Annotated in this window: 21 protein-coding genes; 10 read left to right on the top strand and 11 right to left on the bottom strand. The window is 72.2% G+C overall.

Annotation, left to right across the window (positions count from 1 at the left end; genetic code table 11):
* Nucleotides 1–86 precede the first annotated feature (86 nt).
* Both ACMXN5_RS35360 and ACMXN5_RS35355 read right to left on the bottom strand, forming a co-directional pair.
* On the bottom strand, nucleotides 87–1,022 hold the full coding sequence (locus ACMXN5_RS35360) for a hypothetical protein (RefSeq protein WP_439678983.1): 936 nt from the start codon (nucleotides 1,020–1,022) through the stop codon (nucleotides 87–89).
* The gene (locus ACMXN5_RS35355; protein WP_439678982.1) at nucleotides 1,019–2,431 is read right to left on the bottom strand and encodes a vWA domain-containing protein; all 1,413 of its coding nucleotides are present in this window, start codon (nucleotides 2,429–2,431) and stop codon (nucleotides 1,019–1,021) included. The genes ACMXN5_RS35360 and ACMXN5_RS35355 overlap by 4 nt, the downstream gene beginning before the upstream one ends.
* Nucleotides 2,432–3,006: 575 nt before the next feature.
* On the opposite strand from ACMXN5_RS35355, the gene ACMXN5_RS35350 reads away from it, so the two are divergent.
* The gene (locus tag ACMXN5_RS35350; RefSeq protein WP_439678981.1) at nucleotides 3,007–4,221 is read left to right on the top strand and encodes a carboxylate-amine ligase; all 1,215 of its coding nucleotides are present in this window, start codon (nucleotides 3,007–3,009) and stop codon (nucleotides 4,219–4,221) included.
* Between the two features lie 131 nt (nucleotides 4,222–4,352).
* On the opposite strand, the gene ACMXN5_RS35345 is transcribed toward ACMXN5_RS35350, so the two are convergent.
* From ACMXN5_RS35345 to ACMXN5_RS35325, 5 genes are all read right to left on the bottom strand, one after another.
* Nucleotides 4,353–4,577 (bottom strand): hypothetical protein, encoded by a 225-nt coding sequence (locus ACMXN5_RS35345; RefSeq protein WP_439678980.1) that lies wholly within the window; start codon nucleotides 4,575–4,577, stop codon nucleotides 4,353–4,355.
* Nucleotides 4,578–5,699: 1,122 nt separating this feature from the next.
* Nucleotides 5,700–7,052: a relaxase/mobilization nuclease domain-containing protein gene (locus tag ACMXN5_RS35340; RefSeq protein ID WP_439678979.1), complete on the bottom strand. Its 1,353-nt coding sequence runs from the start codon at nucleotides 7,050–7,052 to the stop codon at nucleotides 5,700–5,702.
* Nucleotides 7,049–7,462 (bottom strand): hypothetical protein, encoded by a 414-nt coding sequence (locus ACMXN5_RS35335; RefSeq protein ID WP_439678978.1) that lies wholly within the window; start codon nucleotides 7,460–7,462, stop codon nucleotides 7,049–7,051. Before ACMXN5_RS35335 ends, ACMXN5_RS35340 begins: the two co-directional genes overlap by 4 nt.
* Nucleotides 7,463–7,980: 518 nt before the next feature.
* Nucleotides 7,981–8,265: a hypothetical protein gene (locus tag ACMXN5_RS35330; protein ID WP_439678977.1), complete on the bottom strand. Its 285-nt coding sequence runs from the start codon at nucleotides 8,263–8,265 to the stop codon at nucleotides 7,981–7,983.
* A 136-nt stretch (nucleotides 8,266–8,401) separates the two neighbouring features.
* Entirely contained in the window at nucleotides 8,402–9,244 is an 843-nt protein-coding gene (locus tag ACMXN5_RS35325) for a M20/M25/M40 family metallo-hydrolase (protein ID WP_439678976.1), read from the bottom strand.
* Nucleotides 9,245–9,616: 372 nt separating this feature from the next.
* Between ACMXN5_RS35325 and ACMXN5_RS35320 the strand changes: the two genes are divergently transcribed.
* The 5 genes from ACMXN5_RS35320 (at nucleotide 9,617) to ACMXN5_RS35300 (ending at nucleotide 17,959) form a co-directional block, all read left to right on the top strand.
* Entirely contained in the window at nucleotides 9,617–10,876 is a 1,260-nt protein-coding gene (locus tag ACMXN5_RS35320) for an amidohydrolase (protein ID WP_439678975.1), read from the top strand.
* Nucleotides 10,877–11,241: 365 nt separating this feature from the next.
* Nucleotides 11,242–15,447, top strand: coding sequence for a MobF family relaxase (gene mobF / locus ACMXN5_RS35315; protein WP_439678974.1), 4,206 nt, complete (start codon nucleotides 11,242–11,244; stop codon nucleotides 15,445–15,447).
* A 150-nt stretch (nucleotides 15,448–15,597) separates the two neighbouring features.
* On the top strand, nucleotides 15,598–16,416 hold the full coding sequence (locus ACMXN5_RS35310; protein ID WP_439678973.1) for a class I SAM-dependent methyltransferase: 819 nt from the start codon (nucleotides 15,598–15,600) through the stop codon (nucleotides 16,414–16,416).
* A 77-nt stretch (nucleotides 16,417–16,493) separates the two neighbouring features.
* Nucleotides 16,494–17,339 carry a metalloregulator ArsR/SmtB family transcription factor gene (locus ACMXN5_RS35305; RefSeq protein ID WP_439678972.1) on the top strand — a complete coding sequence of 282 codons (846 nt, stop codon included), beginning with the start codon at nucleotides 16,494–16,496 and terminating at the stop codon, nucleotides 17,337–17,339.
* Complete coding sequence (locus tag ACMXN5_RS35300; protein WP_439678971.1) at nucleotides 17,336–17,959, top strand: dihydrofolate reductase family protein; 624 nt, start codon at nucleotides 17,336–17,338, stop codon at nucleotides 17,957–17,959. Before ACMXN5_RS35305 ends, ACMXN5_RS35300 begins: the two co-directional genes overlap by 4 nt.
* Nucleotides 17,960–17,980: 21 nt before the next feature.
* Here the strand turns inward: ACMXN5_RS35300 and ACMXN5_RS35295 are convergent, their stop codons facing one another.
* Complete coding sequence (locus ACMXN5_RS35295) at nucleotides 17,981–19,303, bottom strand: phosphoribosyltransferase family protein (RefSeq protein ID WP_439678970.1); 1,323 nt, start codon at nucleotides 19,301–19,303, stop codon at nucleotides 17,981–17,983.
* Nucleotides 19,304–19,607: 304 nt separating this feature from the next.
* Here ACMXN5_RS35295 and ACMXN5_RS35290 point away from each other — a divergent pair, with 304 nt between their 5' ends.
* A complete protein-coding gene (locus ACMXN5_RS35290; RefSeq protein ID WP_439678969.1) occupies nucleotides 19,608–20,579 on the top strand; it encodes a universal stress protein in 972 nt (323 codons plus the stop codon).
* 567 nt (nucleotides 20,580–21,146) lie between these two features.
* Nucleotides 21,147–21,554: a hypothetical protein gene (locus ACMXN5_RS35285; protein WP_439678968.1), complete on the top strand. Its 408-nt coding sequence runs from the start codon at nucleotides 21,147–21,149 to the stop codon at nucleotides 21,552–21,554.
* Nucleotides 21,555–21,644: 90 nt separating this feature from the next.
* Here the strand turns inward: ACMXN5_RS35285 and ACMXN5_RS35280 are convergent, their stop codons facing one another.
* A complete protein-coding gene (locus ACMXN5_RS35280; RefSeq protein WP_439678967.1) occupies nucleotides 21,645–22,118 on the bottom strand; it encodes an SRPBCC family protein in 474 nt (157 codons plus the stop codon).
* 202 nt (nucleotides 22,119–22,320) lie between these two features.
* On the opposite strand from ACMXN5_RS35280, the gene ACMXN5_RS35275 reads away from it, so the two are divergent.
* Together ACMXN5_RS35275 and ACMXN5_RS35270 are read left to right on the top strand one after the other, a co-directional pair.
* On the top strand, nucleotides 22,321–22,512 hold the full coding sequence (locus ACMXN5_RS35275; protein ID WP_439678966.1) for a toxin-antitoxin system HicB family antitoxin: 192 nt from the start codon (nucleotides 22,321–22,323) through the stop codon (nucleotides 22,510–22,512).
* On the top strand, nucleotides 22,509–22,805 hold the full coding sequence (locus ACMXN5_RS35270) for a type II toxin-antitoxin system PemK/MazF family toxin (protein ID WP_439678965.1): 297 nt from the start codon (nucleotides 22,509–22,511) through the stop codon (nucleotides 22,803–22,805). Before ACMXN5_RS35275 ends, ACMXN5_RS35270 begins: the two co-directional genes overlap by 4 nt.
* On the opposite strand, the gene ACMXN5_RS35265 is transcribed toward ACMXN5_RS35270, so the two are convergent.
* Together ACMXN5_RS35265 and ACMXN5_RS35260 are read right to left on the bottom strand one after the other, a co-directional pair.
* Nucleotides 22,775–23,326: a permease-like cell division protein FtsX gene (locus ACMXN5_RS35265; protein ID WP_439678964.1), complete on the bottom strand. Its 552-nt coding sequence runs from the start codon at nucleotides 23,324–23,326 to the stop codon at nucleotides 22,775–22,777. The two genes, ACMXN5_RS35270 and ACMXN5_RS35265, sit on opposite strands and share 31 nt — an antisense overlap.
* A gap of 64 nt (nucleotides 23,327–23,390) precedes the next feature.
* The gene (locus tag ACMXN5_RS35260; RefSeq protein WP_439678963.1) at nucleotides 23,391–23,846 is read right to left on the bottom strand and encodes a MarR family winged helix-turn-helix transcriptional regulator; all 456 of its coding nucleotides are present in this window, start codon (nucleotides 23,844–23,846) and stop codon (nucleotides 23,391–23,393) included.
* Nucleotides 23,847–23,870: the final 24 nt, after the last annotated feature.

Here is a 23,870-nt window from a genome sequence, read left to right as displayed (position 1 = left end):
GTCGCCGCGAGCCCGGCGGGGGCAAAAGGACGGGGTGGTTACCACGTATGGGTAAATCCTCCGGTAGCCCGGATGTTCGGTGTGGTTCAATCCGCCTCGGGCGGGGCGTCGGGCGGCCGCGGGGGCACGGCCGGCCTCGTGTGGGCACTCCACGGCGAGACGGGCGCCGGGGCGGGCGCGGCGGACCGGCGCCGCAGCGCGTAGCCCCCGGCGGTGGCGACCAGGAACGCGGCCACGGTCCCGCCGACCGGGACACCCCAGTCGGTGGCCGTGGACGACGTGTCGCCGCCGGGGGTCCCGGCCGTTTCGCGCGCGGACCCGGCAGCGGCGCCCGACGGGCTCCGGGTGGGCGCCGGCGCTTGCGTTCGCGCCCGTGTGTCGTTCTCGGGGTCGATCGGCTGGTCCGGGCGCCGGATGGGAGTGCCCTCCACGGACACCTCGAGCGTGATCGGGACGACGACACCGCGTTGGGGTCCCTGGGCACCCGAGATCGAGACCTGGATGTAGTACGGCCCGCGCAGTGCGTAGTGATCGTCCTTGAACTCCTTGAACGAGCCCTTGGTCCCGTCGAAGTTCTCGTACTTCTTGCCGTCTCCCACGGTCCACGCGCCCGAGGACACCTCCAGATGCGAGGCGCCGGGCCGGAGTTGGTTCGGCGGGGCGTCGGTGTTGGGAATGGCCTCGCGCAGCGGGTTGTAGAGGTTGACGATGAAGCGCGGGCCCTGCTTGTGCGGGAAGTCGGCCGGAATGTCGACGGAACCCTTGACCGACAACTTCTGGCCCGCCTGCACCTGCACACGCCAGAACAGGAAGTCGCCCACGACCAGGCTCTCCCGATGCACGCCGGAGAAGAGTGTGCCCGCGCCGTTGAACGAATAGCCGCCGGCGGCATCGGTCGCCGCGGGGGGTTCGGCGCCGGCCGCCGAGCCGGGCAGGGCGATCGGCGAGATCACGGTCGTGACGGCGGCGAGGGCGGCGGCGGTGGAGGCGGCTGCGCGGCGGCTGCCCGGGAAACGGCTCACGGTCGGCTCCGACGGCGCGAGGTGCCGGCCACGAATGAGCCCAGAGCGCCGCCGAGCAGGAACGCGGTGGCGATGAGGGCGACGGTGGTCGTGGTGCCGGGACCGTCGTCGGCGCCGGTCGCGCGGGCGGGTACCGGAGCACGGGAGTCGGAGTCGGTGGCTCCGGAGGGACCCCCGGCGTTCGTGTCGGCGGCGGTGGGCGTGGGGGCCGGGTCGGGCTCGCCGCCGGGCCGTGTGGCGTCCGCCCGCTTCGGATGGCTGATCAGAAGTTCGAGCAGGATTCCGCGTTGGGGGTCGACCTCGGCGTTGTGCGAGATGCGCAGACATCCGATGCCGTCCGGCGCCTTGGCGGTGCTGTGTGTGCCGCCGGTCGCGCCGGTGGTGACGATGTTGTTCGCCTCCAGGGCCACACCCTCGCTCAGAATCCAGCTCTGCGGCAGGTCCGGCGGACCCGAGCGGATGAACAGATGGGTCAGGAACGCCGAGTTCTCCCGGCCGTCCTCGTGGCGCATGCGCTCGGTGAAGATGGCGGTGGCGCCGATAGCCAGGTCCTCGTCCGGGTTCTTACGGATCCGATACCAGAGGTCCCGGCTGGTGACGAACGTGTCGAGATACTGGCCGTCCTCGACCATCGGTGCGTCCGGGCAACCGGTCGTCGCGCCCTGTACGGGCCGTCCAGACGCCTTGTACGGGGTCGCGGCCCGGCGGAAGAGGCTGGACATGTTCGCCACCAGCGAGTCGGTGTCCTTCGCGTCGGCGTAGGCCCCGCCGCCCGCGGTGGTGATGCATTTGAGCTGGTCGCGGGCCGCCCCGGAGACGTTGAACCCCACCGCGTCCACCGTCAAGCGGGTACCGTTCGCGGTCAACTCCTTCGCCACCTCGCACGGTTGCGGCGGCGCGCAGGTGTCCTCGCCGTCCGACACGAGGATCACACGCCGCTCGCCCTGCGTCCCGAGGTCGTTCGAGGCTGCACGCAAGGCGTTGCCGATCGGGGTGAATCCGACCGCGGTCAACTCGGCCACCCGCTGCCGGGCCGCGACCTTGGCGCCCGTGGTCAGCTCTTCGACCGGTACCAGGAGCCGAGTGTCCGCACACCCCTGGACCTTGTCCGTACCGGCATAGGTCGATCCGTACACGCGGACGCCGACCCGGGCGGTTGACGGAGCCGCGTCGATGATCCGGTTCACCGCCTGCTTGGCGGCCTCCAACCGCGTCTGCCCGCCACCGGCGTCGTTCTGCTTCATCGAGCCGGACAGGTCGAGCACCAACTCCACCCTGGCCGGCTCCGGCGCGCCCTGCGGCCTCGGATCGGCCGCCGCCACGGAAGCGGACCCGCACAGCGCGAGGGACATCGCGCCCAGCGTCACGGCCGAGCAAGTGCGTAGGTATCGGATCACAGAGACGATCATGGGAGCCGGAACCTCCGATGCCAAGAGGGAAGGCCCATCGGAGTCGCCGCACCGATCGTGGTCCGGCCCGACCCGGGGGCCGAAGAACGTGGCGAACAGCCGGATCGCGCGAGCGGGGAGGCGGTGGCGCAACGGCGCCCTGCCGGTGGCGGACGGCGACGGGGTGGCGCCGAGGGCGAGGCTGGTGTTGGGTGGGCCCAGCGTCGTATCGGCTTCGGTGCCGGGTTCGGTTCCCGATCACAGGCCCAGAAGCGCCGTTGCTCAGCGTAAGACTTCTTGGACCCAGCGGGTCTTGGCAGCACGGTCACCAAGTCGCAGTCTTGTCCAACGGCCTTGCAAGCCAACGGATTTCCGCCGCTTCGGCGGCAGGCCTGCGGCTGCGCCGACTTCGCTCGACCTCGGGGAAACCCCGACCGTCGAGGGCACGGGACAGTCCCGAGGCCATGTGGATCCGGCCGACGGAGCACACGCGGGGGCGCAACACGTGCGGCCGACGCTCCGGGAGGTCCGGTGATCCGGGCGGTCCCGGTGGTCCGGCACCGGCCACCGTACACAAGACACATTCAAGGGGACGCATGTCGATTCGGACTGTGGGTGTCGAAGAAGAGTTTCACATTGTCGACCGTCGGACGGGGAGGCTGAGCCCGGCGGGTACGGAGTTGCTCGCCGAGCTCCCGAAGGCCGGTTTCACGGGTGAGGCCAAGGAAGCGTCCATCGAGACCAACAGCCAACCGCACCGCGAGTTGGCCGACTTGCGTGCCGACCTGATCGGCTCTCGCAGTCTGCTGGCCGGCGCCGCCGACAAGATCGGTGTGGCGGTGATCGCGTCGGGCACCGCGCCGCTGATGGACCTGGCGGACTCACCGCAGGCCCCGGGCGACCGCTACGCCTCGATCAAACGCGACTACGCCCAGGTGGCGGACGAGCAGGTGATCTGTGGGATGCACGTCCACGTAGGGATCGAGGACCGTGACGTGGCCGCGCGGGCGATGGCCTGGATCTCCCCGCATCTGCCCACCCTCCTCGCGCTGTCGGCCAGCTCCCCCTACTGGCTCGGCGCCGACACCGGATATGCCAGTTGGCGCAACATGCTCTGGCAGCGCTGGCCGTCGGCGGGGCCGGCCGACGGCTTCGCCTCGGCGCGGGAGTACGACGCCATGTTGGAAGGCATGGTGCGCTCCGGCGTGATCCTCGATATCGGCATGCACTACCAGGACTTGCGGCTGTCCTCGCATGTGCCGACGATCGAGATGCGCATCTGCGACGCCTGTCCGGACGTGGACACCTCCGTACTCATCGCCGTGCTCTTCCGCGCTTTGGTGCACCGCGCGATCCGAGCCGTCGAGGCCGGGGATCGAGCCCCGCAACATTCACCGGCGTGGTTGCGCGCCGCGACCTGGCGGGCCGCGCGTTCGGGTCTGGAAGGACAGTTGATCGATCCGACGACGATGGCCGGCGACTCCGCGCGCACGGTGATCTGGACATTGATCGAGAACCTGATGCCGGATCTGGTCGCGGCGGGGGACTTTGCCTTCGTACGCGCGGTGACCAAGCGCATGTTGGATGCCGGCAGCAGCGCCGCACAGCAGCTTCGCACGGCCGATCCGTCGCCGAGGGCGGCGGTGGAATTGTTGCGGGCGCAGACGGTGGCGTTCGGGGAGATGCCCGGTGCGAGTACGGGTGCCGCCGCGCGGAAGAAGCCTTCCGGCGGGACGGGAGAGGCGGAGGAAGCGCATTCGAGCGTGGAAAGTGTGGAGCGGGTGAGCGATACACCCACTCTGGTTGCCTGATGAGGGAACGGGTGCACGGATTGCCGTGCACCCGTTTTTCGTATGGGTTTTGTGATGTGGTGGACGGAAACGTCGAAGCGGCCGGGGCATCGCCCCGGCCGCTTCGACGTTTCCGTCAAGATCGGAATTTCCTAGCGCTCCAGTCCGCGGCCCTGTTCCCGCTGCCGCTGGCGGGCCGCGTCCTGGCTCGCGCCGGCGACGCGCCGCAGCCGGGCGTTGTGCGAGGCGGACGCGCCGGCGGCAGCGCGGGATTGACTCTTGCCGGCCTTGCGTGCTTGGGCGACCGGCCGGGAGGCCTGACGCAGACGATCGGGCATCCGACTGCCGGGACTCGCGGTCGTTCTCGTCGGGCTCATCCGGGGGGCGGACTGGGGAGCGGGACTTTGCGGACGGGACGCACCCGCGCGGCCCGAGGCCGCGTTGCGCCCCTGCTGCGCAGCCGTGCGACGTTTGAGCGAGGCCGCCGCAGCCCTGCGTTTGCCTATGGCTGCCACGGCCGCACGAGCCGACCCGCCGAGCGAGCGCATCCCGTTGCGGGTACTTCGGCCGATGTCGCGACCGACGCGATAAGCCATGCCCAGACCTCTGGCCGTGCCGATCACCGCGCCCCAGGTGCCCCGCGCGACCTGCTCCATGCGGTTCCTCAGATATGCGGGGACGGAGGCGACGAGGCGACGGCTGCCCCGGTACGCGGTTCCGGCATTTCTGGCCGCAGTCGCCAACTTCTGTTCGCCCCGGATCTTGGCGGCGGAGATGGCTGCGTTTGTGTATCGCTTGGCGGTGTTGGTGCCTCGGGTGAGGGCGCTGCGGGAGTTGATGTATGCGGCCGTCCCTTGACGGGCGACGGTCCGCCCGGTCGCCTTGGCGGCGGAGATGGCTGCGTTTGTGTATCGCTTGGCGGTGTTGGTGCCTCGGGTGAGGGCGCTGCGGGAGTTGATGTATGCGGCCGTCCCTTGACGGGCGACGGTCCGCCCGGTCGCCTTGGCGGCGGAGATGGCTGCGTTTGTGTATCGCTTGGCGGTGTTGGTGCCTCGGGTGAGGGCGCTGCGGGAGTTGATGTATGCGGCCGTCCCTTGACGGGCGACGGTCCGCCCGGTCGCCTTGGCGGCGGAAATGGTGCTGTTGGTATACTTTTTGGCGGATTGCCTGGCACGGGCCGTCGCGACTCTGGCCGCTCTGCGCAACGGGCGTCGACGGGGGGCGTAGCGGGCATTCTGGCGGGCCGGGCCCCGGCCTGCGGCGGCTCGGCGCATCCGCGAAATGCGGGCGGTACGCCGTTGGGCGCGAGCCGCGCGAATGCGATTGATTACACCCCGACGGGAACGGTTGCCGCTGTTTCCCGGACCACCCGATGCGGACGGACCGAGCCAGGGATTGAGTCCTTGTGACACCGAGCAGCCTTTCGTCGCATGCGCGTAGGCCCGACGGTAAGCCTCCGGGGTGCGGGGTCGAAAGGACGTGACGCGCGGATAGCCCGTTCACGCGAGGGACGGGGAGCGGAGGCGGTGTTCGAGGCGCCGCAACTCCGGTTCGAGAGCGCCCAGTTGCGCGGCCTGGGACGGCCGGCGGGTTGACTCCGCGGTGCGTAGGGCTTCGATGGTGAGGCGCAGTTCCCGGAGGAGGCGCGCCTGATCGGCGCGGGCCCGGGGCGAGGTCGCGGGTGCGCCCGTGACGGCCAACGCGGCCGAGCGCAGGTCGGCTTCGGCCGATCGGGGAACGGGTCCGGGATGTACGGCACTTCGCGCCAGAACGTCGGCGGCTCGGGCCATCGGGCCGGGCCGGCCGGGTTCGTCGCGGAGGGACCAGGCGGCCAGGACGCCGGCGGTTTCGCGGGCGAGGCAGGCCCAGAGGGCGGGCCGGTGGGGGGATCCGGTGCGGATTCGGCGGCGAGCGCGGGCCACCTCGGACGCGGCCCGGGTCCAGGTGGGGACCGGAGCCGGGCGCGGGTTCGTGTCCGCGTGGGGATCGGGGCTCGGGACGGAGTCGGCGTCCGGTCGGTCGGGCCACTGCCGGCGGAGTCGGGGGAGGGTCAGGTCCGCGCCGAGCCGGCGGCCTCCGTAGCGGATGGCGGGGGTTCCGTCGGGTGAGGGGAGGGCGACCGACAAGCCGACGGTTTCACGCGACTCGGCACGGCGTGGTCGCACGATCAGGCCGTACGCCGCGAGACGGCGCAGGAAGTCCTGTTCATCGCGGGCACTGACCGCCGCGGCGCGCATGTGACGTGCCAGGGTGACCTGTTCGGGCTCGGGACGACCTCGGCGGATGGCGCATTCGGCGTTCGCACGGTTGTAGCCGGGATGCCCCAGTCCGTCGCGCCTGCCCTCGACGGGAGTCAGCCGGAAGCGCTGTTCGAGGTCGGCGCAGACGGCGGACGCGATGACCCGGTCCCGCCAGAGATCGGCGCGGGTGCCGTCCTCGCGGACCAGGCCGACGGCGATGTGGATGTGGTCGTTACCCCGCTTGGATACCCCGTGGCGCACGGCGACCCAGCGGCAGGGGGCCCTGCCGGAATCGTCACCGAAGCCCAGGCGGTCGACGAGGGTTCGGGCCGCGTCCGCCCATTCGGCGTCGGTGAGCCGTCGGTCGTCGGGGCCGGTGGAAAGCGCGGCGGTCCAAACCGATCCGTGTTTGACAACGGTACTGAACAGCCGCCTGGGAGCGTCGAGTTGGGCGGCCAGTGACATCGGGTCGAGGTCGAGGTCCAGTCCGGCCGCGGCGGCTATCGGGTGCGGGTCCACGTGCTCGTTCGATCGGCCGGGGCCGAACAGGTAGGTGACGAGTTGGGCCATGTCGTCGTGGCGCTCGGCGGCGCCGGAGATCTTGGCGATCACGCGGCGGGTCCGGTGCCGGTGGAGTCGAGGCGGTCCAGTGACGCGGCGAGCCGGGTGGTGAGGTTCGTGAGGGTGGCCGGGTCGTGGCCGGTGGAGCCGGAGGGGCCGTCGCCGATGCGCGCCAAAGCGTCTGAGATGTGCGCCAATTGCCGGCGTACGGCCAGGAGTTCGGCGTAGAACGCGCGTCGTTCGGTGGCGGTGGGCGCGTCGTTGGCGGCGGATTCCACCAGGAGTCTGGGGACGCTCACCCCCTGTGCGGCGGCCTTGGCGCTCACGAAGGTGTATTCGGCCTCGGTCATCAGCACCTTGGTCACCCGCCGCCGTCCGCCCGGCTCACGAGGAAGCCGGGCCCGAGTGGGCCCGTCGCCGCTTGGGCTCGGCGCGCCGGGGAGGTCCTGATCGGTGGGCATTCGGGGCTCCCTGGTCGCGACCGGTGGGGCGAGGGATGTGTGTTCGAGGAGCCAGTATCCGGGGAGTGAGGAGGGAAGGGAAGGCGCGGAAGCAAGATAGTGCGCGAGGTAACCTGATTTCTTTCGATGAACTTTCGTTATTGCACGGTTGGTTGGCAACGTCGGGGTCGTTTGCGGCCGGCTCGGGTCGTGAGCGGGTGGGCAGGGTGGTGGGGTCCCGGTCCCGGCTCTGCTTCGCGGCGCCGGGACGACACACCGGTGCATCACGATGCGAAGGAGCCCGGCCGGGCCGGGGTTGCCCGGGGCGCCGCGCGCCTCCGAACGGCCGGTGCCGCGCACCGGATGCCCGCCCGCAGCGCGGCCGGCCGTCGGGTGAGACACGTGCGCTCCGCGCCCGTGCCCGGTCGCCGGTCGGGCCGGGGTTCGCCGCGGGTGCGCGGGGGCCGCGCCGCGAACCCCCGGGTTCGGTGGGCCCGTTGGCCGTGATGCCGGTGTCCGGTTGCCATCCGGGTCGGGTACTACCCGGCGTCGACGGACCCCGTGTCCTCGTCCACGCCGAATCCGCCCTCGTGGAGGCGGGAGTACGGCTCGGCGTCGACGCCGATGGACCGGACGCCGAACCGGGGGGTTGCCCGGCACGCCCGGCATGTCCGGGACCCCGGGAACGCCCCCGCCGCCCTTCGGGCACCAGGCGCGGTCCGCACCGGCCGGTTCTGTTCCGCGCCGACCCCCGCCTCCGCGCCGAACACGCGGCCGGTCGCCTCGCGCGACCCACCGCCGAGGGTGTTCACGACGGGCGGCATCCGGTGGAGTGTCCGCGTCTGCGTCCACGTGACACCGCCGCCGCTCGCGAGCTCGGCGGCTTCGGCATGTCCGGCGAAGATCGTCCCGATCCGCTCCCACGCCTCGGGGTCGGCCGTGCGCGTCGTGCCGCCCAACTCACCGGGCGGGTCGATGATGTCGCGCGTGGCCGGTGTGGATCACCGGAGCGGTGATCACCACCCCGGTGCGGGGGGCGAACCGACCCGGGGTGGCCAGCAGCGCGTTAGCCATCCGGATCAGCGCGGCGGGCACGTTCGCGGTCGGGTGGGGTCGGGCACCGAGCCCGCCTGCCCCCGGGTGGAAGTGGAACGTGTCCGTCCCCGACGCGACCGCCCCGCCCATGGCCCCGATCCGGCCGACCTGCTTGGTCGGGTCGCGGTGCGGCACGCGGACGGACTCGACCTCCCCGCCGCCGAGCACCCGTCCCGCATGGCGACCGACGCACCACCGGGCCGCACCCCCGCGATCGCCTCGGAACACCGGCCGGACCGCCCGGGTCAGCTGGTCCTGCTCCCGGAACCGGGCCGGAGCGAGCGCCGCCGCCGGGAGTGCGGTGGTGTGTACGTCGTGACCGCAGGCATGCGCCCGGTGCCATCCACGGTCGAGCGGTACGGGACGTGCGCGGCCGTGGACCGGAAGGGCGTCGACGTCGGCGCGCAGCGCGACGGTGCGACGCGCCGCCGCCGAGGCGGTGGTCGGAGCGATGTCGCGGACGAGTGCGGTTCCTCGGGTACGGACGCGGGGGGCGAGTCCGGCCTCGCGCAGGCGCTCGACCAGCTTTTCGGCGGCGCGTGCCTCCTCGAAGTCCGGCTCGGCGCGCATGCACAGGTCGCGGCGGAAGGCGATCGGCTCGGGGTGAGCGTGTCGATCTCGTGGATGATTCGGCGCGCCGCGGGCCCCGTCGCGGGTGGCGCCGCTCGCCGAGGGGATGTCCGGCGAGCTCGGGGCGGCAGTGCCCACGACCGGTGTTCGGGCGGGCTCGGGAGATGGGCCGAGGGTCGCGGGTGGGCCGCGCGGCATGGGCCTCGGCGCCCGATGGGCCACACACCCGACCGGCGCTCCCTTCTTGGCCGGGCACCGGAGGAGATCACACCTCGGGTGTGGTGTCCAGACGAAAAAGATGTCTGGACACCACACCCGACGCGCGATCTGGCGGAGCCTGCCCGGCTCCAAAAAGGGAGTCACCGGCCGGGCGCGCGGCCCACCGATCACCGAGTCCCACACCGCGCGGCGGAACCCCTCCGCCCATCTCCCGAGCCCTTACGAGCGCCGGACGGGTTGGCAAAGCCCGCCCCGAGCTCGCCGGACATCCCACACCAAGGAGCACCACCCGTGACCAAGCCCTCGGCACTCCGAATCATCCGCGACATCGACGGGTTCACCCCCGAGCTGATCGCCTTCCGCCGCGACCTGCACATGCACCCCGAGGTGGCCTTCGAGGAGACCCGCACCACCGAAAAGCTGGTCGAGCGCCTGCGCGAGGCCGGACTCGCCCCCCGCGTCCTCTCCTGCGGGACCGGACTCATCTGCGACATTGCTCCGACCACCGCCTCGGCGGCGGCGCGTCGCACCGTCGCGCTGCGCGCCGACATCGACGCCCTTCCGGTCCACGACCTCAAGGACGTCCCGTACCGCTCGACCGTGGACGGCAAGACGCACGCCTGCGGCCACGACGTACACACCACCGCACTCCTGGGGGCCGCGCTCACTCTGGCCCGGTTCCGGGAGCAGAACCTGCTGACCCGGCCCGTCCGGCTGGTGTTCCAGCCCGCCGAGGAGGTCCAGCCCGGTGGCGCGCTGGTCGCCATGCGGGACGGGCTGCTCGGCGACGGGGAGGTCGAGTCCCTCCACATGCTGCACTGCGACCCGACCAAGGAGGTCGGCCGGATCGGGGTCCTGGACGGGCCGATCACGTCGGGGACGGACACGTTCCACTTCCACGCCGAGGGCAAGGGCGGCCACGGCGCCCGACCCCACCTGACCGCGAACGTGCCCGCCGCGCTGATCCGGATGGCGAACTCGCTGCTGGCCATCCCGGGTCGGTTCGCCCCCCGCGACGGCGTGGTGATCAGCACCCCGGTGATCCACACCGGTCACGCGCGCAACATCATCGACCCGCGCGGCGAGTTGGGCGGCACGATGCGCACGGCCGACCCCGAGGCGTGGGAGCGGATCGGGGCGATCTTCGCCGAACACGTCGAGGCCGCCAAGCTCGCGAGCGGCAGCGGTGTCACGTGGACGCAGATGCTCCACCGGATGCCGCCCGTCGTGAACAGCCTCGGCTACCGGTCGCGCGAGGCGATCGTCGACCTGTTCGGCGAGGAGGCGGTGGTCGACACGGAGCAGAGCCAGGGCGGTGAGGACGGCGCCTGGTACCTGAAGGGCGTCAGCAACGTCCCCGGGGTCCCGGACATGCCGGGCGTGCCGGGCAACCTCGTTCGGCTCGGCGTGCGGTCCCGCGGGGTCGACCCCGAGTCGGCCGCCCACCTCCACGAGGGCGACTTCGACGTGGACGAGGAGGCGATCGGCGTCGGCGCCGCGTACCTGACCCGGATGGCGACCGCCTCGATGGTCGACCTCACGACCGACTGACCCTTCGATCCCGGGGGTTCGCGGCGCGGCCCGGTGCCCGCCGCGAGCTCCCGGCCCGACCGGCGGCCGGCGGGGACGGGGTCGGCGACTCGGACCGAAGTCCGTGGCCGAGGCCGTGACCGGCCTCGGCTGGGCAAAATCGCCGACCCCTGCCGGTGGCTCCCACGAGCGACCACCGCCCAGTGTAGGCCCGGCGCCGCCGGTTCCGGGCCGCGTCGGGCGGCGCCGTCGTGCCGGCTTGCGCCGGGTCGCGTGGGTGGGGGTCACCTGCCGTCGGGGTACGGAGGGTAAAGGCTCGAAAATCGCACACCTATGCATCTTGCCTGCCCCTTCCGGTAGTTGGGGTTCGTGGTTACCCTCTGTGCGTGCTGACGATCTCGGCGGGCAGCGATCATCGATACCTCACCGATCAGGTCGGGCGCGGTGCGGAGCACTACTACCTGAAGGCGATCGAGGTCGCGGGGGAGCCGCCCGGGGTGTGGTTGGGGGCGGGGGCCGCGGCGTTCGGGCTGCGTGGTGAGGTCGATGCCGAGGTCATGGAAAGGCTCTATGGGGACCTTGTCGACCCGGTGAGCGGTGCCGCCTTGGGCGCGGCGCCGCGCAGGTATCGGACGGTGGAGCAGCGCCTCGCCGACGCGCTCGCCGCGTTGCCGGACGAGGCGACGCCGGAGGAGCGGGCGGCCGTCGTCGCTCGGGTGCAGGCGACCCAGGTTCGGGCGGTGAAGTATCTCGACCTGACCTTCTCGGCTCCGAAGAGTTGGTCGGTGTTCCATGCGGCGCTGCAGGCGGACGGGCGATACGAGGAGGCCCAGGCGGTTTGGGACGCGTGGATGGCGGGGGTTCGGGCCGGGATCGATCATCTGCAGGAGCACGCCGGTTTTTCTCGGGCGGGGCACAACGGGGTGCGGCGGGTGGACGCGCACGAGTGGACGGTGGCGGCTTTCCGGCAGCACACCTCGCGTGATGAGGAGCCGCAGTTGCATGTGCACTGCGCGGTGCTCAATCGGGTGCGGTCCGTGGAGGTGCATCCGTATACGGGGCAGCGGATCGAACGTTGGCGAACTCTGGACGGGCGGGCGGTGTACGCCCAGCGTCCCGCGGCGGCGGCTCTCGCGGAGCGGGTGGCGGAGGAGGCGTTGACCCGGGCGCTGGGTGTGCGGTTCGCGTTGCGGCCGGATGGTCGGGCCCGGGAAATCGTAGGGGTGGGCGCGGAGTTGCGTGAGCGGTTCTCCTCGCGGCGGCGGGCGATCTCGGCGAAGGTCGAGGAGATGGTGGCGCTGTATCGGGCGGTGCACGGACGGTCGCCGTCGGCCTACGAGTTGACGTGTCTCGCGCAGACCGCGACGTTGCACACTCGGGCCCCGAAGAAGAAGCACGCGGTGCCGCGTGAGGAACTGCTGGCGCGGTGGGAGCGCGTGGTCACCTCCACGTTGCGCGAGTCGTTGGCGGGAGTGGCGCGTCGGGTGCTCGACGCCGGTGCGGAGCCGGTGTCGGAGCCGGCGTTCGACCCGGACCGGGTGGTCGCGAAGGCGATCGGCCAACTGACGTTGACCCGGCCCACCTTTCGGCGGGCCGAGTTGGTGGCCGAGTTGAATCGGCAACTGCCGGACGGGTTGGGCGGTTTGTCGCCGGATGGTATTCGGGGGTTGCTGGACGAGTTGGTGGCGCGGGCGTTGTCCCCGGCTGCGGGGTCCGGTGGTGCGACGGTGGTGCGGCTCGCGGCGCCTGATCCGGCCGCGGGGGTGCCGGCGGCGCTGTCGTTGTCGGACGGGGCGTCGCGGTACGCGCGGCCGGAGGCGACGCTCTATACGACGATCGAGCAGTTGGATGTCGAGGCGAGCATCATCGCCTACGCCGCTCGGCGGCAGGCGCCCTGTGTGCGGACCGAGTTGGTGGAGGGGTTCCTGGCGGGTGGGGCGCTCGGGTCGGATCAGGCGGCGGCGGTGCGGGACTTGGCCACGGCCGGGCGTTTCGTCGACGTCCTGGTGGGCCCGGCCGGGACGGGCAAGTCGTACACGATCGCGGGCTTGTGCGCGCTGTGGGAGGCGGGCGGCGGGACGGTCAAGGGTTTGGCGGTCGGGCAGCGGCAGGCGCGGGTGATGGCCGACGAGGGGGTTTCGCGCGTGGCCAACGTGCGGCGGTTCCTGATCGCGAACGCGGCGATCGCCGCCGGTGAGTCGGTGCCGGATCGTGAGTTGTACTCGTTTCACGCGGGCGAGTTGGTCATCGTGGACGAGGCGGGGACGTGTTCGACGGCGGACTTGGCGAGCATCTTGTCGCTGGCGGCCGACGCGGGGGCGAAGGTGGTTTTGGCGGGTGATCACGGGCAGACGGCCGAGATCGGCGCGGGCGGCATGTTCGGTCTGCTGGCGCGTGATCTGCCGCATGCGCATGTTCTGGAGGAGGTGCGCCGGTTTCGGGACGGGTGGGAGCGTGCGGCCAGTCTGCGTTTGCGCGAGGGGGATGCGGAGGTCTTCGCCGAGTACGACCTGCGCGGTCGGGCGCACGGCGGTGGCGTCGAGGAGATGAAGGACGCGGCCTATCGGGCTTGGTTGGCGGACCATCTCTCGGGTGTGGACGCGCTGTTGGTGGTGCCGACGCGGGAGTCGGCGGCCGAGTTGTCGGGGCGGGCGCGGGCGCATCTGGTGCGGCTCGGGAGGGTGGAGCACGAGGGTGTGGCGCTGGCGGACGGGAACGTGGCCGGGCGTGGGGATCGGGTGCAACTTCGGCGCAACGACCCGTCGTTGACGAGTTCGGGGCGGGGGCACTGGGCGACGAACCGGGATGTGGTTCGGGTGTTGGCCCGGCACGGGGACGGTGGTTTGACCGTGGCGTACGAGGATGGGGAGACCCTTCGGGTGCCGGCGCGGTATGTGCGTGACCATGTCGAGCTGGCCTATGCCGGGACGGTGCACGCGGTTCAGGGGCGTACGGTCGACGCGGCGCATGCGCTGGTCACCACGGGCATGACGCGTGAGCAGTTGTATGTGGCGCTGACCCGGGCCCGGCTGGCCAATCACGTGTACCTGGCCGCGAGTGGTGGGGAGGCGGCGCATCCGCGGGGGGTGTTCGCGGCGGTGCTCGGGCGTACCGAGGCGCAACGTTCGGCGACCGAGGCGTTGCGGGAGGCGTTCGCCGACGCGGAGTCCCTGCGGACTCGGGTGCCGGTGTGGAGCGATCTGATGGAGCAGCGCGCCGCGGCGGGTTGCCTGGATGTGGTGCGGGCGGAACTGGGTGCGGAGGGTGGGGATCGGGTCGAGGAGGAGGCGGCGTTCGGCGCGCTGACGCGGTTGATGCGGCGGGTGGAGGACGCGGGGTACGACGCTCACGGCATGTTGCGAAGGGTCATCCGGGAGCGGCGGTTGGCGGACGCGGACAGTGTGGCGGAGGTGCTGCATTGGCGGGTGGAACGGGAGTTGGCGCGGGTGGCGGAGGCGACGGGCGGGCGGGGGTTGTCCGGGGCCAGGTCCGGATATGCGGCTCGTTCTCCGTCGGTGTCGGAGTCGGACGCGGTCGGTGTGCATCTGCGGGAGTTGGCCGCGGCGATGGATCGGCGTGTGGTCGAACTGGGGCATCAAGCGGCGGACTCGCCGCCGGGATGGCTGGTCGAGCGGTTGGGTGCGGTGCCGGTGGATCCCGGGGCGCGGGAGGAGTGGGTGCGTCGGGCGGGACTGGTGGCGAACTATCGGGAGGCGTACGGGTATACGCATCGGGGTGATGCCATCGGGCCGGCTCCGGCGGTGGATGCGGTGGATGCGCGGCACGCGTGGGATCGTGCCGCCGAAGCCTTGGGTGCGACCGGTGAGACGCATCGGTTCGCCGTTGCGTCGACGGCCGAGCTCCAGCGTTGTCTGGATCGGTACGAGCGGGAGGAGCGGTGGGCTCCGCCGCATGTGACGGACCGGCTGCGGGCGAGTGCGGGGGAGCAGGCGCGTTGGCGTCGGGCGCGGGCGGAGGCGTTGATGCGTTCGTGGACCGCGGTGTCGCCGGAGGAGTCGGCGGCCGCGAAGCGTGCGGCCGAGTCGGCCGAGTCCCGGTACGCCGTCGCCGAGTCCGAGGCGCGTGTGCTGGAGTCGATCCACGCCACGCGTGCCGCCTGGTACACGCATACGGCCGAGGCTCGCGAGCAGGCGCGTGCGGCCCGTGTGGAACTCGACCGCCGCGAGCGGGTCGCTGCGGCGTCGGGCGGAGCGAGGTCGTCGTGGTTGCGCCGGTTCGGCGGAGGGCGTTTCGATCCGGTGCCGGCGTCGCGGTGGCGGAAGCCGAAGGAGGTCGCGCCTGGTGCACCGCCTCCGGTGCGGCCGGAGACGGGGCCGGTGGTACCCGCGGGTGATGTGTCCGGGGCGGCGGCCGAACCGATGTCCCTGGAAGAGGCCGCGGCGCGTGCGGCCCGGGCCCGCGCGATCATCGACGGCCGTCGCCGGGTGGTGCCGGATCCGACCGCCGCCGGCTTCACCGCGGTGGTCGCGATCCATCCGCAGGAGCCGCCGGTCGTCGATGCCTTGCCCGGCCCGGACTCCACCGCCGGGCGTGCGCCACGTGATCGCGGCGTCGAACGGGACCCCGGCTGATCTGCGTTCGGATGATGTCGACTCTCCTGGTGTCCGGATGCCGAGATTCGAGTCTCATCATTCGACATGCCGGCGTACGGTGGGGTGCATCGGTTCGCGACGTGGACACGCGTGAATCGGGCTGCGAGAAGGCGAGAGATGAGGGGCGTCATGTCGAAGGAATCCGCCGTATACACGCACGGGCACCACGAGTCGGTGCTGCGGTCACACACCTGGCGGACCGCCGCCAACTCGGCGGCCTACCTGCTCGATCGGATCGAGCCGCACATGAGGATCCTGGACATCGGGTGCGGGCCGGGCACCATCACGGCCGACCTGGCGGCACTGGTCCCCGACGGCGGGGTCACCGGTGTCGACCACGCGCCGGACATCCTGGACCGGGCGCGCGCCACGGCCGCCGAACGCGGGCTGGACAACGTGGAGTTCGCGGTGGCCGACGTACACGCCCTGGACTACCCGGACGACACGTTCTGCGTCGTACACGCGCACCAGGTGCTGCAACACGTGGGCGACCCGGTGCGGGCCCTGCGGGAGATGTACCGCGTGACCAAGCCGGGCGGGTTCATCGCCGCCCGGGACGCGGACTATCCGGCGATGGTCTGGTTCCCGCCCGTGCCCGGCATGGACGAATGGCTGGACCTGTACCTGCGGGTGGCCCGCGCCAACGGCGGCGCGCCGGACGCGGGGCGGCGGCTCAAGTCCTGGGCGCTGCAAGCCGGTTACCCCGACATCACCGCCACGTCGAGCACATGGTGCTTCGCCGACTCGGCGGAACGCGCCTGGTGGAGCGGCCTGTGGGCGGACCGCACCCTGGCCTCGGCCTACGCGGACCGCGCCGTCGCCGGCGGCCACGCGACCCCCGACGAACTGCACGCGGTCTCGAACGCCTGGCGGCAGTGGGGCAGTCGCGAGGACGGCTGGTTCTCGGTGCAACACGGAGAAATCCTCTGCCGCAAAGCGGGTCGATAACAGGCTCTTTGAAGGCTGAGCAAGCCTTCCGAAAGTATTCGTTGACACGAATATTCGTGTTGGTGAATACTTGAGGCATGGACGAACTCCTTGTCGCGCTGGCCGATCCGGCTCGCCTGCGGCTTGTCGTGTTGTTGGCGGAGCGGCCTCGGCCGGTCGGGGTGTTGGCTCGGTTGGCCGAGGCGCGGCAACCGCAGACGACCAAGCACCTCCAGACGTTGGAGCGGGCCGGGATCGTCGCGTCGCAGCGCAGCGGGCAGCGTCGGATCTATGCGCTGCGGCCCGGTCCGCTGCGGGAACTGGCCGACGCGCTCGGGCGGATCGCCGATTCGGCCGAGCGCGTCGGCGGGCCGGGGGAGACCCACGACCGCTACGGGCGCGGCCTGGAGGTGGAGCGGCTCGCCGCCGGGGAGGCGGGGTGGGCCGACGGCCGCTCGTTCGGGTTCGCCCGGTCGTTGCCGGCGCGGCCGGGTGTGCTCTGGCCGTATCTGACCGAGGCGGCTCTGCTCGGTCGCTGGTGGGTGCCCGACGATCTGCGGGTCGCCGAGTTGGTCTTCGAGGCGCGACCAGGTGGGCGGGTCGTGCTGGAGTATCGCGACGCGGAGGACCTCGACGACAGCGGCCCGGTCGTGGGCCGGGCGGAGGGCGTCGTCGACGAGGTACGCCCCGGCGAGCACCTCGCGTACCGGCTCTCGCCGCTGCTGCCCGACGGCGGGCCCGCCTTCACCTCCCACGTCGAGCTGGACCTGCGCCCCGACGGCGCCGGCACCGGGCTCGACGTGCGATGGCACATCACCGACAGCACCGTCGAGTCGGCCGACTTCATCGCCGGCATCGAGATCGGCTTCGGCCAAAGCCTCGACAAGCTCGCGGCGACCCTCGCCGCGGCCGCGCACACCCCCGACACCAGGAGCACGCGATGAGCACGCAGACCGCCGGCCGCAGGATCGTCACCAACATCGCCCTGTCCCTCGACGGCCGCTACGCCCGCCCCGACGCCCCCGAGGACATGAGCTGGGTGATGCCGTACGCGCTCACCGACGTCGCCCGCGACCACCTCACCCACCTGTGGGAGCCGGCCACGACGGCACTGCTCGGGCGGGTCAACGCCGAGGGGTTCCTGGGCTTTTGGCCCACGATCATCGGCGCGGAGGGCGTCGATCCGCGCGACGAGGGCTTCGCGAAGTGGCTCGTCGGGACCGAGAAGGTCGTGCTCTCCTCCACTCTCGGCCAGGCGCCCGCTCCCTGGGAGCGGACGACGATCGTGAACAAGCCGACCGCCGAGGTGGCCGCCGACCTCAAGGCGACCGAGGGGGGCGACATCCTCGTGCTCGCCAGCGCCGGTGTGATCAAGGCGCTGCTGGCCGCGGACGCGGTCGACCGCCTGGCGCTCACCGTGTTCCCGGTCTTCCTCGGCGGCGGCCCGCGCCTGTTCGAGGACGGCCTGCCGGCGACCGAGTGGACGCTCACGGCACAATCCGCGGGCGAACACGGCACGCTGTGCCTCGTCTACGACCGCGTCCGCGCGGGGTCCGTCGGGTGACTCCGGAGCGACCCGGCGCGGTCACGGCGCCGGCGGTGTCGGGGCGCGGTGGTGCGGGTCGGCGGTGAACCAGGCTCGGGCCAGGTCGGCGACGGCGGCGAGGGTGCCAGGTTCGGCGAAGAGGTGGCCGGCGTGGGGCACGACCGCCAGTTCGCTTTCGCAGCGCAGCCGGTTGCGGGCCTGTTCGTTCAGGGCGAGGACGCCCGTGTCGTCGCCGCCGACGATGAGCAGGGTACGGGCGGTGACCTCGGGCAGGCGGGGTGTGGCCAGGTCGGGCCTGCCGCCGCGGCTGACGACGGCGCTCACCCTGTCGCCGAGGTCGGCCGCGGCCCACAGCGCGGCGGCGGCGCCGGTACTGGCGCCGAAGTAGCCCACGCTCGCCGTTCGGGCCTCGGGTCGTTCGCGGAGTCGGTGGGTGACGGCGACGAGGCGCGCGGCCAGGAGTTCGATGTCGAAGACGTTGCCTCGGGCCTGTTCCTCGGTTTCGGTGAGCAGGTCGAAGAGCAGGGTGCCCAGGCCGGCGCGGTTGAGGACGTCTGCCACGAAGCGGTTGCGGGGGCTGTGTCGGCTGCTGCCGCTGCCGTGCGCGAACACGACGATGCGGTCGGCTCCGGCGGGGAGGGTGAGCCGGCCGCGCAGGCGCACGGCGCCGACGGGCAGGTCCACGTCCTCGTCCGTCGGGCCGGCCCCGCCGGACGGGCCCGGTGTCGGGTTCCGGGCGGTGGCGCGGGCCAGGCAGTCGACGACCTCCTCGTCGGTGGTCTGGGAGAAGTCCGAGTAGAACTGTCCGACCGCCATGAAGCCGAGGGGGTTGTGCAGGCAGACCAGTTCGTCGGCGTCCGCTCCCGCCGACCAGCCGGACGGCGCGACGGGTACGGCGAGGATCACGCGGGCGGCGCCGCGGGCCCGGACGGTGCGGCAGGCGGCGAGGGCGGTGGAGCCGGTGGCGATGCCGTCGTCGACGATCAGGACGGTGCGGTCGGCGAGTTCGGGGGGCGGTCGGCGGCCCCGGTAGCGGTGCGCGCGCTCGGCCAGCAGGGCCCGCTCGCGCTCCTCGATGTCGCGCAGCGTGGTCGCGGAGACGCGCGAGCTGCGCACGACGTGGTCGTTGAGTACGCGCGTCCCGTCCTCGGCGATGGCGCCCATGCCCAGTTCGGGGTGGGACGGCACGCCGAGTTTGCGCACCAGACAAACGTCCAGGGGCGCGTGCAGGGCGTCGGCCACCTGCGCCGCGACCGGTACCCCGCCTCGGGGCAGGCCCAGGACGAGCACGTCCTCGCCGGCGAGGTGGGTCAGCCCGGCGGCGAGTTGTCGACCCGCGTCGACTCGATCGGTGAAGAGCATGGTTCCTCCTCCGTGCGAACGCGGGGAAGAGGCCGGGGCTCGGGCCGTGGGGGATGGTTCCGGGGGACGCGGCCCGGGCGATCGGCGCCCGCCGGTCCGACGCGGGTGGTTCCGGCGCGGGCGCGGTGGGTGATCGCGGTCGCCGATCTCGGCTCGTCCCGCTCCTTCGATTCTGCGACCCCGGCGCACCGAGTGCCCGTCGTCGCGACGACGGCGCGCGCACGCGAGACAGAGGGCGGACGGACGAGGGACAGTGGAAGGACAGCATCGCCATCGAGGGGGGTTCCCAGGACCGGGAGCTGTCATGACAACCGGACGTCGGCCCGTGGTGGTCGGAGTCGAGAACTCGGCGGCGGGCATGCTCGCCGTCTCCTGGGCCGCCGACGAGGCCGCCCGACACGCGCTGCCGCTGCGCCTGGTCCACGCGTCGGAGTGGCCGGCGGATCCGGCGGGTGCGGAGGCCGCGGCGGAGTCGAGCCAGCACGACGGCCGGCTGCATCGGGCGCACGTCTTCGACTGGTCGGTCGAGACGTATCCCGAGGCCGAGGTCCCCGTGGTGCGCCGCAGTTGGGCCGAACGTCGGCGCGCGGCCGACGAGGCGCTGTTGGACAAGGCGCGGGTGGTGGCGGCCAAGCGCAGACCGGATGTGGCGGTGACCACGGCGGCGGTGGACGGGCGGCCGGTGGACGTGTTGCGGGTGGAGGCGCGTGAGGCGAGTGTGCTGGTGCTCGGGTCGCGCCGGTTGTCCGCGTTGACCGAGTTGTTGACGACGGGCAGCATCGCGGTTCCGGTGAGTGCGCACGCGCCGTGTCCGGTGGCGGTGGTGCGTGGGCCCGAGCCGATCACCGGGGAGCCGCCGGCGGTGGTGGTGGGCGTCGACGGGTCGGCCGGGTGCGAGCGGGCCGTCGGGTACGCCTTCGAGACCGCCTCGTTGCGCGGCGCGGGCCTGCGGGCGGTGCATGTGCGTCCGCCGACGGCGAGCATGGTGGCCGCGTTCGGCAGCGAGGCAGAGGTGGAGGAGGCGCTGATCCGGCTGGGCGAGACGTTGGCGGGGTGGAGCGAGAAGTATCCGGACGTGTCGGTGGAGCGGGTGACGATTCTGGGCCATCGGGTGCGCGCGTTGGCGGATGCGGCGGCGGAGGCGTTGTGTCTGGTGGTGGGCAGTCGGGGAATGGGCGGTTTCCGCGGCATGCTGCTGGGTTCGGTCACCAATGGGCTGATCCATCACGCTCCCGGGCCGCTGGTGATCGTTCCGCAGGGCGGCGACCTCGGGTGAGCGCGTGGCGGGCTCGCGTACGGGTTCGGGAACCGGCGCGCGCCGGTGCGGGGAGTCCGGCGGCGCGGCGCGGGTGGATCACGGACGGGTCGTGGACGCGTCGCGGTGCGGGATCCGGGTAGGCGGGCGGAGGAGTGCTCGGAGCGCGAGAGCCGTCGGGGACGCGTCGGGGAGCGATCCGAGCGGGAGACGGACGGGAGGTCGCGGGGACGGACGCCGCCGAAAGACCCCGGGGCGGACCCGGGGAGCGATGCGAGGGAGACAGAGCGATGACCATTCCCATGCCGGTTGACCCGGATACCCGCCCGCCGCAGCCGACGCCCTGGCCGAGCCCGGGCCCGGGGCCCGTGCCGGGGCCCGTGCCGGAGCCGCCGCGGCCGGGGCCCACGCCCGAACCGGAGCCGGGCCCGGAGCCCGAGCCGCAACCCGTGTGACCTCGGCGATCGGGTCGGCCTGGGGCCGGTCGGGGACGCGATGCGAGCGTGCCCGGTACGGGTTGGGCGGGCCCGAAGACGGGCGTAGCGTGGATGGGTGGGGGTGCCGCACGCAATCCCGAGCGGAACGGATGTGAGCGTCGTGATCATCATCGGACTCTTCATCGCGGCGGCGAGCGTCGCATTCGCGGCCCTGCTCGTCGCGTACAACACCTCCGGGGGTCCCGAGTACACGGTGAGCATGTTCGGCACGGACATGGTCACCCTCGACACACTGGCGGCGTTCCTGGCCGGTCTGGCGCTGGCGCTGTTGTTCTGCGCGGCGCTGGCGATGGTGGCGACGGGGATGCGGATGCGGGCGCGGCGGCGCAACTCCGCGGCCCGCGTGGGGGATTACGACCGGGGTGGCCGGTTGGCCCGGTACCGGACCGCGCACGAGTGGCAGGCGGATCCGGCGCGGACCGAGCGTGCGGATGTGCGTGGGGAGCCGACGGCGCCCGCGCCGCAACGGCCGCCGGAGCCGCCGGAGGGCAACGTTTGAGGGTGGTCGCGCGTGAGGAGGCCGGCTCGGCGGATGGTCGAGCCGGCCTCGTCGTTCGTCCCTCGTCGTTCGTCGCGCGGTGGGGCGGTGTCAGTCCGGGGGGATGCGGCTGCGGCCGGTGGAACTCGGGGTGTCGCGCATCTCGCCGAGGGCCTTGGTCTCGACGAGTTCCTTGAAGCGCAGCAGGTCCGGCCGGACCCGGGTCGCGGTGAAGGGCGGGGTGGTCTCCGTGGTGTCGGTGAGGCCCTCGGGTTCGACTTCGGTGACGACATCGATGGTGGTGTGGTCGGCGTCGACCTCGCGGAAGGTCACGAGCGCGTGGTGGCGGGGTTCGTCCGACACGGTGCACCAGGAGATGCGTTCGTCGGGGAGTTCCTCGGTTTCGGTGCCGAATTCGCGGGTCACGCCCGCGGTGTAGGTCTTCCAATAGTGGTGGTGGGCGTCGAGCCGGACCACCTCTTCGACGCCGTCCATGAACTGCGGGTACTCCTCGAAGCGGGTCCACTGGAGATACGCCGTGTGCAGCGGGACGTCCACGTCGACCGACTCGGTCACGGCGGTCATACCGGTCACCTCCCACGGTGGGACGAACGATATGTCTGCGGCCTGCCCTGGGGTCGCGCGCCCAAACGATGTCGGTGCGGCGGTACGGGCGCGGGTGGGGTGGGGGGATGCGCGCGGGGTGGGAGGGGAGGATCGAGGTCCGGTCGGGCGAAATCGCCGCCACCGGAGGACGCCACCGGAGTGTGGTTGCTACGTTGGTGGCATGGCGGTGATGACGTTGCGGATTCCCGACGATCTCGACGCCTCGATCCGGGCGGGCGCGGCGGCGGCGGGGCTGTCGCTGAATGCCTATATCGTGCGGGCCGCGCGCCGGCAGGCGGTGCTGGACGCCGCTCGGCAGTTGGCCGCGCTGGGTCTGGGCGAGGAGTTGTGCGGCGAGGGCGACGGGCTGTGAGGCGTGGCGAGATCTGGACGTTGGGCGACGGCCGCGATGTCCTGGTCGTCTCGCTGGACGGTCTCGAACAGGCCTATGCGGCGGTGCTCGCGATCGTGCTGCAACCGGCGGGCCGTTTCCCGGACACGGCGATGTCCGTGGTGATCGAGCAGCCGCTGCCGTCGACCGCGGTGGCGGTCGACCTCCAGCAGTTGCGCACCGCCGGGTTCGACGACGCGAAGCTGGTCGGCACCGTGGCCCGCGAGGTGATGGAGCGGGTCGATCAGGCGTTGCGCGCGGTGCTGGACCTGTAGCCGGGTTCTCCGGCCGGGGCGGTCGGGGAGTATCGCGTCGTCGACGCGACGCCGGGGTGTGGGGTGATCGCGGAGATCACGGTCGGGGCGGTGCCGGGGTCCCGGAGCTTGACGCGGAACGAGTCGGGCAGCTGTTCGGGGCCGATCGCCGGGGCGGTGCTCGTCCCTTGCAGGCGCAGCCGTTCCCACGCCTCCTGGTGATCCTCGTAGTACACCTGCCGGACCTGCGGCATGGCTTCGAGCGTGGTGGAGATGTCGGCGCGCTGGGCGGTGGTGACGGGGCCGGTGGCGCAGCCGCCCGTACGGGGGTCGCCGGCGTGACACAGGAACACGGAGAGGTCGGCCTTGCCGGCCCAGTAGTCGGCGCCCGGCGGCAGGTTGTCGCCGGCTCGGGTGGGGGTTTGCGGGGCGCCGGCCCCGCCGCCGTCGTCGGAGCAGCCGGCGACGGTGGTGAGCGACATCAGCGCGGCCGCGCAGCCCGCGGCGATGGTGCCGGTGCGTGGTGTGACGTGTTTGGTCATCTTCGTCCCCAAGTGGTGAACGTCTTGGCTACTCAGCGTAGTTGGCGCGTCTCGTGGTGCCGGGTCATCCGTCGTGGGGTCGGCGGGTGCGTCTGGTGTCGACGTTGGTGGTCAGGGTGGTGAGGAGGTCGGGGAGTTGGGCGACGGTCGGCTCGGGCAGTCCGGTCACGGTTTCCTCGGCCAGGGTGCACCATGCCTGTTTGATCCGCTCGACCAAGTCCGTGCCGCTGCCGGTGAGTTCGACGACGGAGGCGCGTTTGTCGGTGGGTGCAGGGGTGCGGCGGATATGGCCGGCGGCTTCGAGTTTGCGGGTCATCAGGGTGACGCTGGGCGGCTCGCAGCCGAGGGCGTCGCTGAGTCGGCCCTGGATCATCGGGCCGTTGCGGGCGAGTTCGAGCAGCAGTGCCTCCTGGCCGGGGTGCAGGCCGAGCGGGGCGAGCAGGGTGGTGATCCTGGCCCGGTGGCGCAGGCTCAGCAGGCGGATGGCCTGGTTGAGGGCGTCGGCCCGGTCGAAGTCCATGGCTCTTCTCTCTCGGCTCTCCTC

Origin of the sequence: Embleya australiensis (assembly GCF_051903075.1) — a bacterium.
Taxonomy (GTDB): domain Bacteria; phylum Actinomycetota; class Actinomycetes; order Streptomycetales; family Streptomycetaceae; genus Embleya.
The sequence above is the reverse complement of the archived record's forward strand: the minus strand, read 5'-3'. Positions and strand labels throughout refer to the sequence as shown.

Bases quoted from the DNA above. Each gene is read 5' to 3' on its own strand.
- ACMXN5_RS35290 (WP_439678969.1), top strand. From the start codon at position 19,608: ATGACAACCGGACGTCGGCCCGTGGTGGTCGGAGTCGAGAACTCGGCG.
- ACMXN5_RS35330 (WP_439678977.1), bottom strand. From the start codon at position 8,265: ATGCCGCCCGTCGTGAACACCCTCGGCGGTGGGTCGCGCGAGGCGACC.
- ACMXN5_RS35295 (WP_439678970.1), bottom strand. From the start codon at position 19,303: ATGCTCTTCACCGATCGAGTCGACGCGGGTCGACAACTCGCCGCCGGG.
- ACMXN5_RS35310 (WP_439678973.1), top strand. From the start codon at position 15,598: ATGTCGAAGGAATCCGCCGTATACACGCACGGGCACCACGAGTCGGTG.
- ACMXN5_RS35345 (WP_439678980.1), bottom strand. From the start codon at position 4,577: ATGAGCCCGACGAGAACGACCGCGAGTCCCGGCAGTCGGATGCCCGAT.
- ACMXN5_RS35300 (WP_439678971.1), top strand. From the start codon at position 17,336: ATGAGCACGCAGACCGCCGGCCGCAGGATCGTCACCAACATCGCCCTG.
- ACMXN5_RS35280 (WP_439678967.1), bottom strand. From the start codon at position 22,118: ATGACCGCCGTGACCGAGTCGGTCGACGTGGACGTCCCGCTGCACACG.
- ACMXN5_RS35355 (WP_439678982.1), bottom strand. From the start codon at position 2,431: ATGATCGTCTCTGTGATCCGATACCTACGCACTTGCTCGGCCGTGACG.
- ACMXN5_RS35260 (WP_439678963.1), bottom strand. From the start codon at position 23,846: ATGGACTTCGACCGGGCCGACGCCCTCAACCAGGCCATCCGCCTGCTG.
- ACMXN5_RS35275 (WP_439678966.1), top strand. From the start codon at position 22,321: ATGGCGGTGATGACGTTGCGGATTCCCGACGATCTCGACGCCTCGATC.
- ACMXN5_RS35350 (WP_439678981.1), top strand. From the start codon at position 3,007: ATGTCGATTCGGACTGTGGGTGTCGAAGAAGAGTTTCACATTGTCGAC.
- ACMXN5_RS35265 (WP_439678964.1), bottom strand. From the start codon at position 23,326: ATGACCAAACACGTCACACCACGCACCGGCACCATCGCCGCGGGCTGC.
- ACMXN5_RS35335 (WP_439678978.1), bottom strand. From the start codon at position 7,462: ATGCCCACCGATCAGGACCTCCCCGGCGCGCCGAGCCCAAGCGGCGAC.
- ACMXN5_RS35305 (WP_439678972.1), top strand. From the start codon at position 16,494: ATGGACGAACTCCTTGTCGCGCTGGCCGATCCGGCTCGCCTGCGGCTT.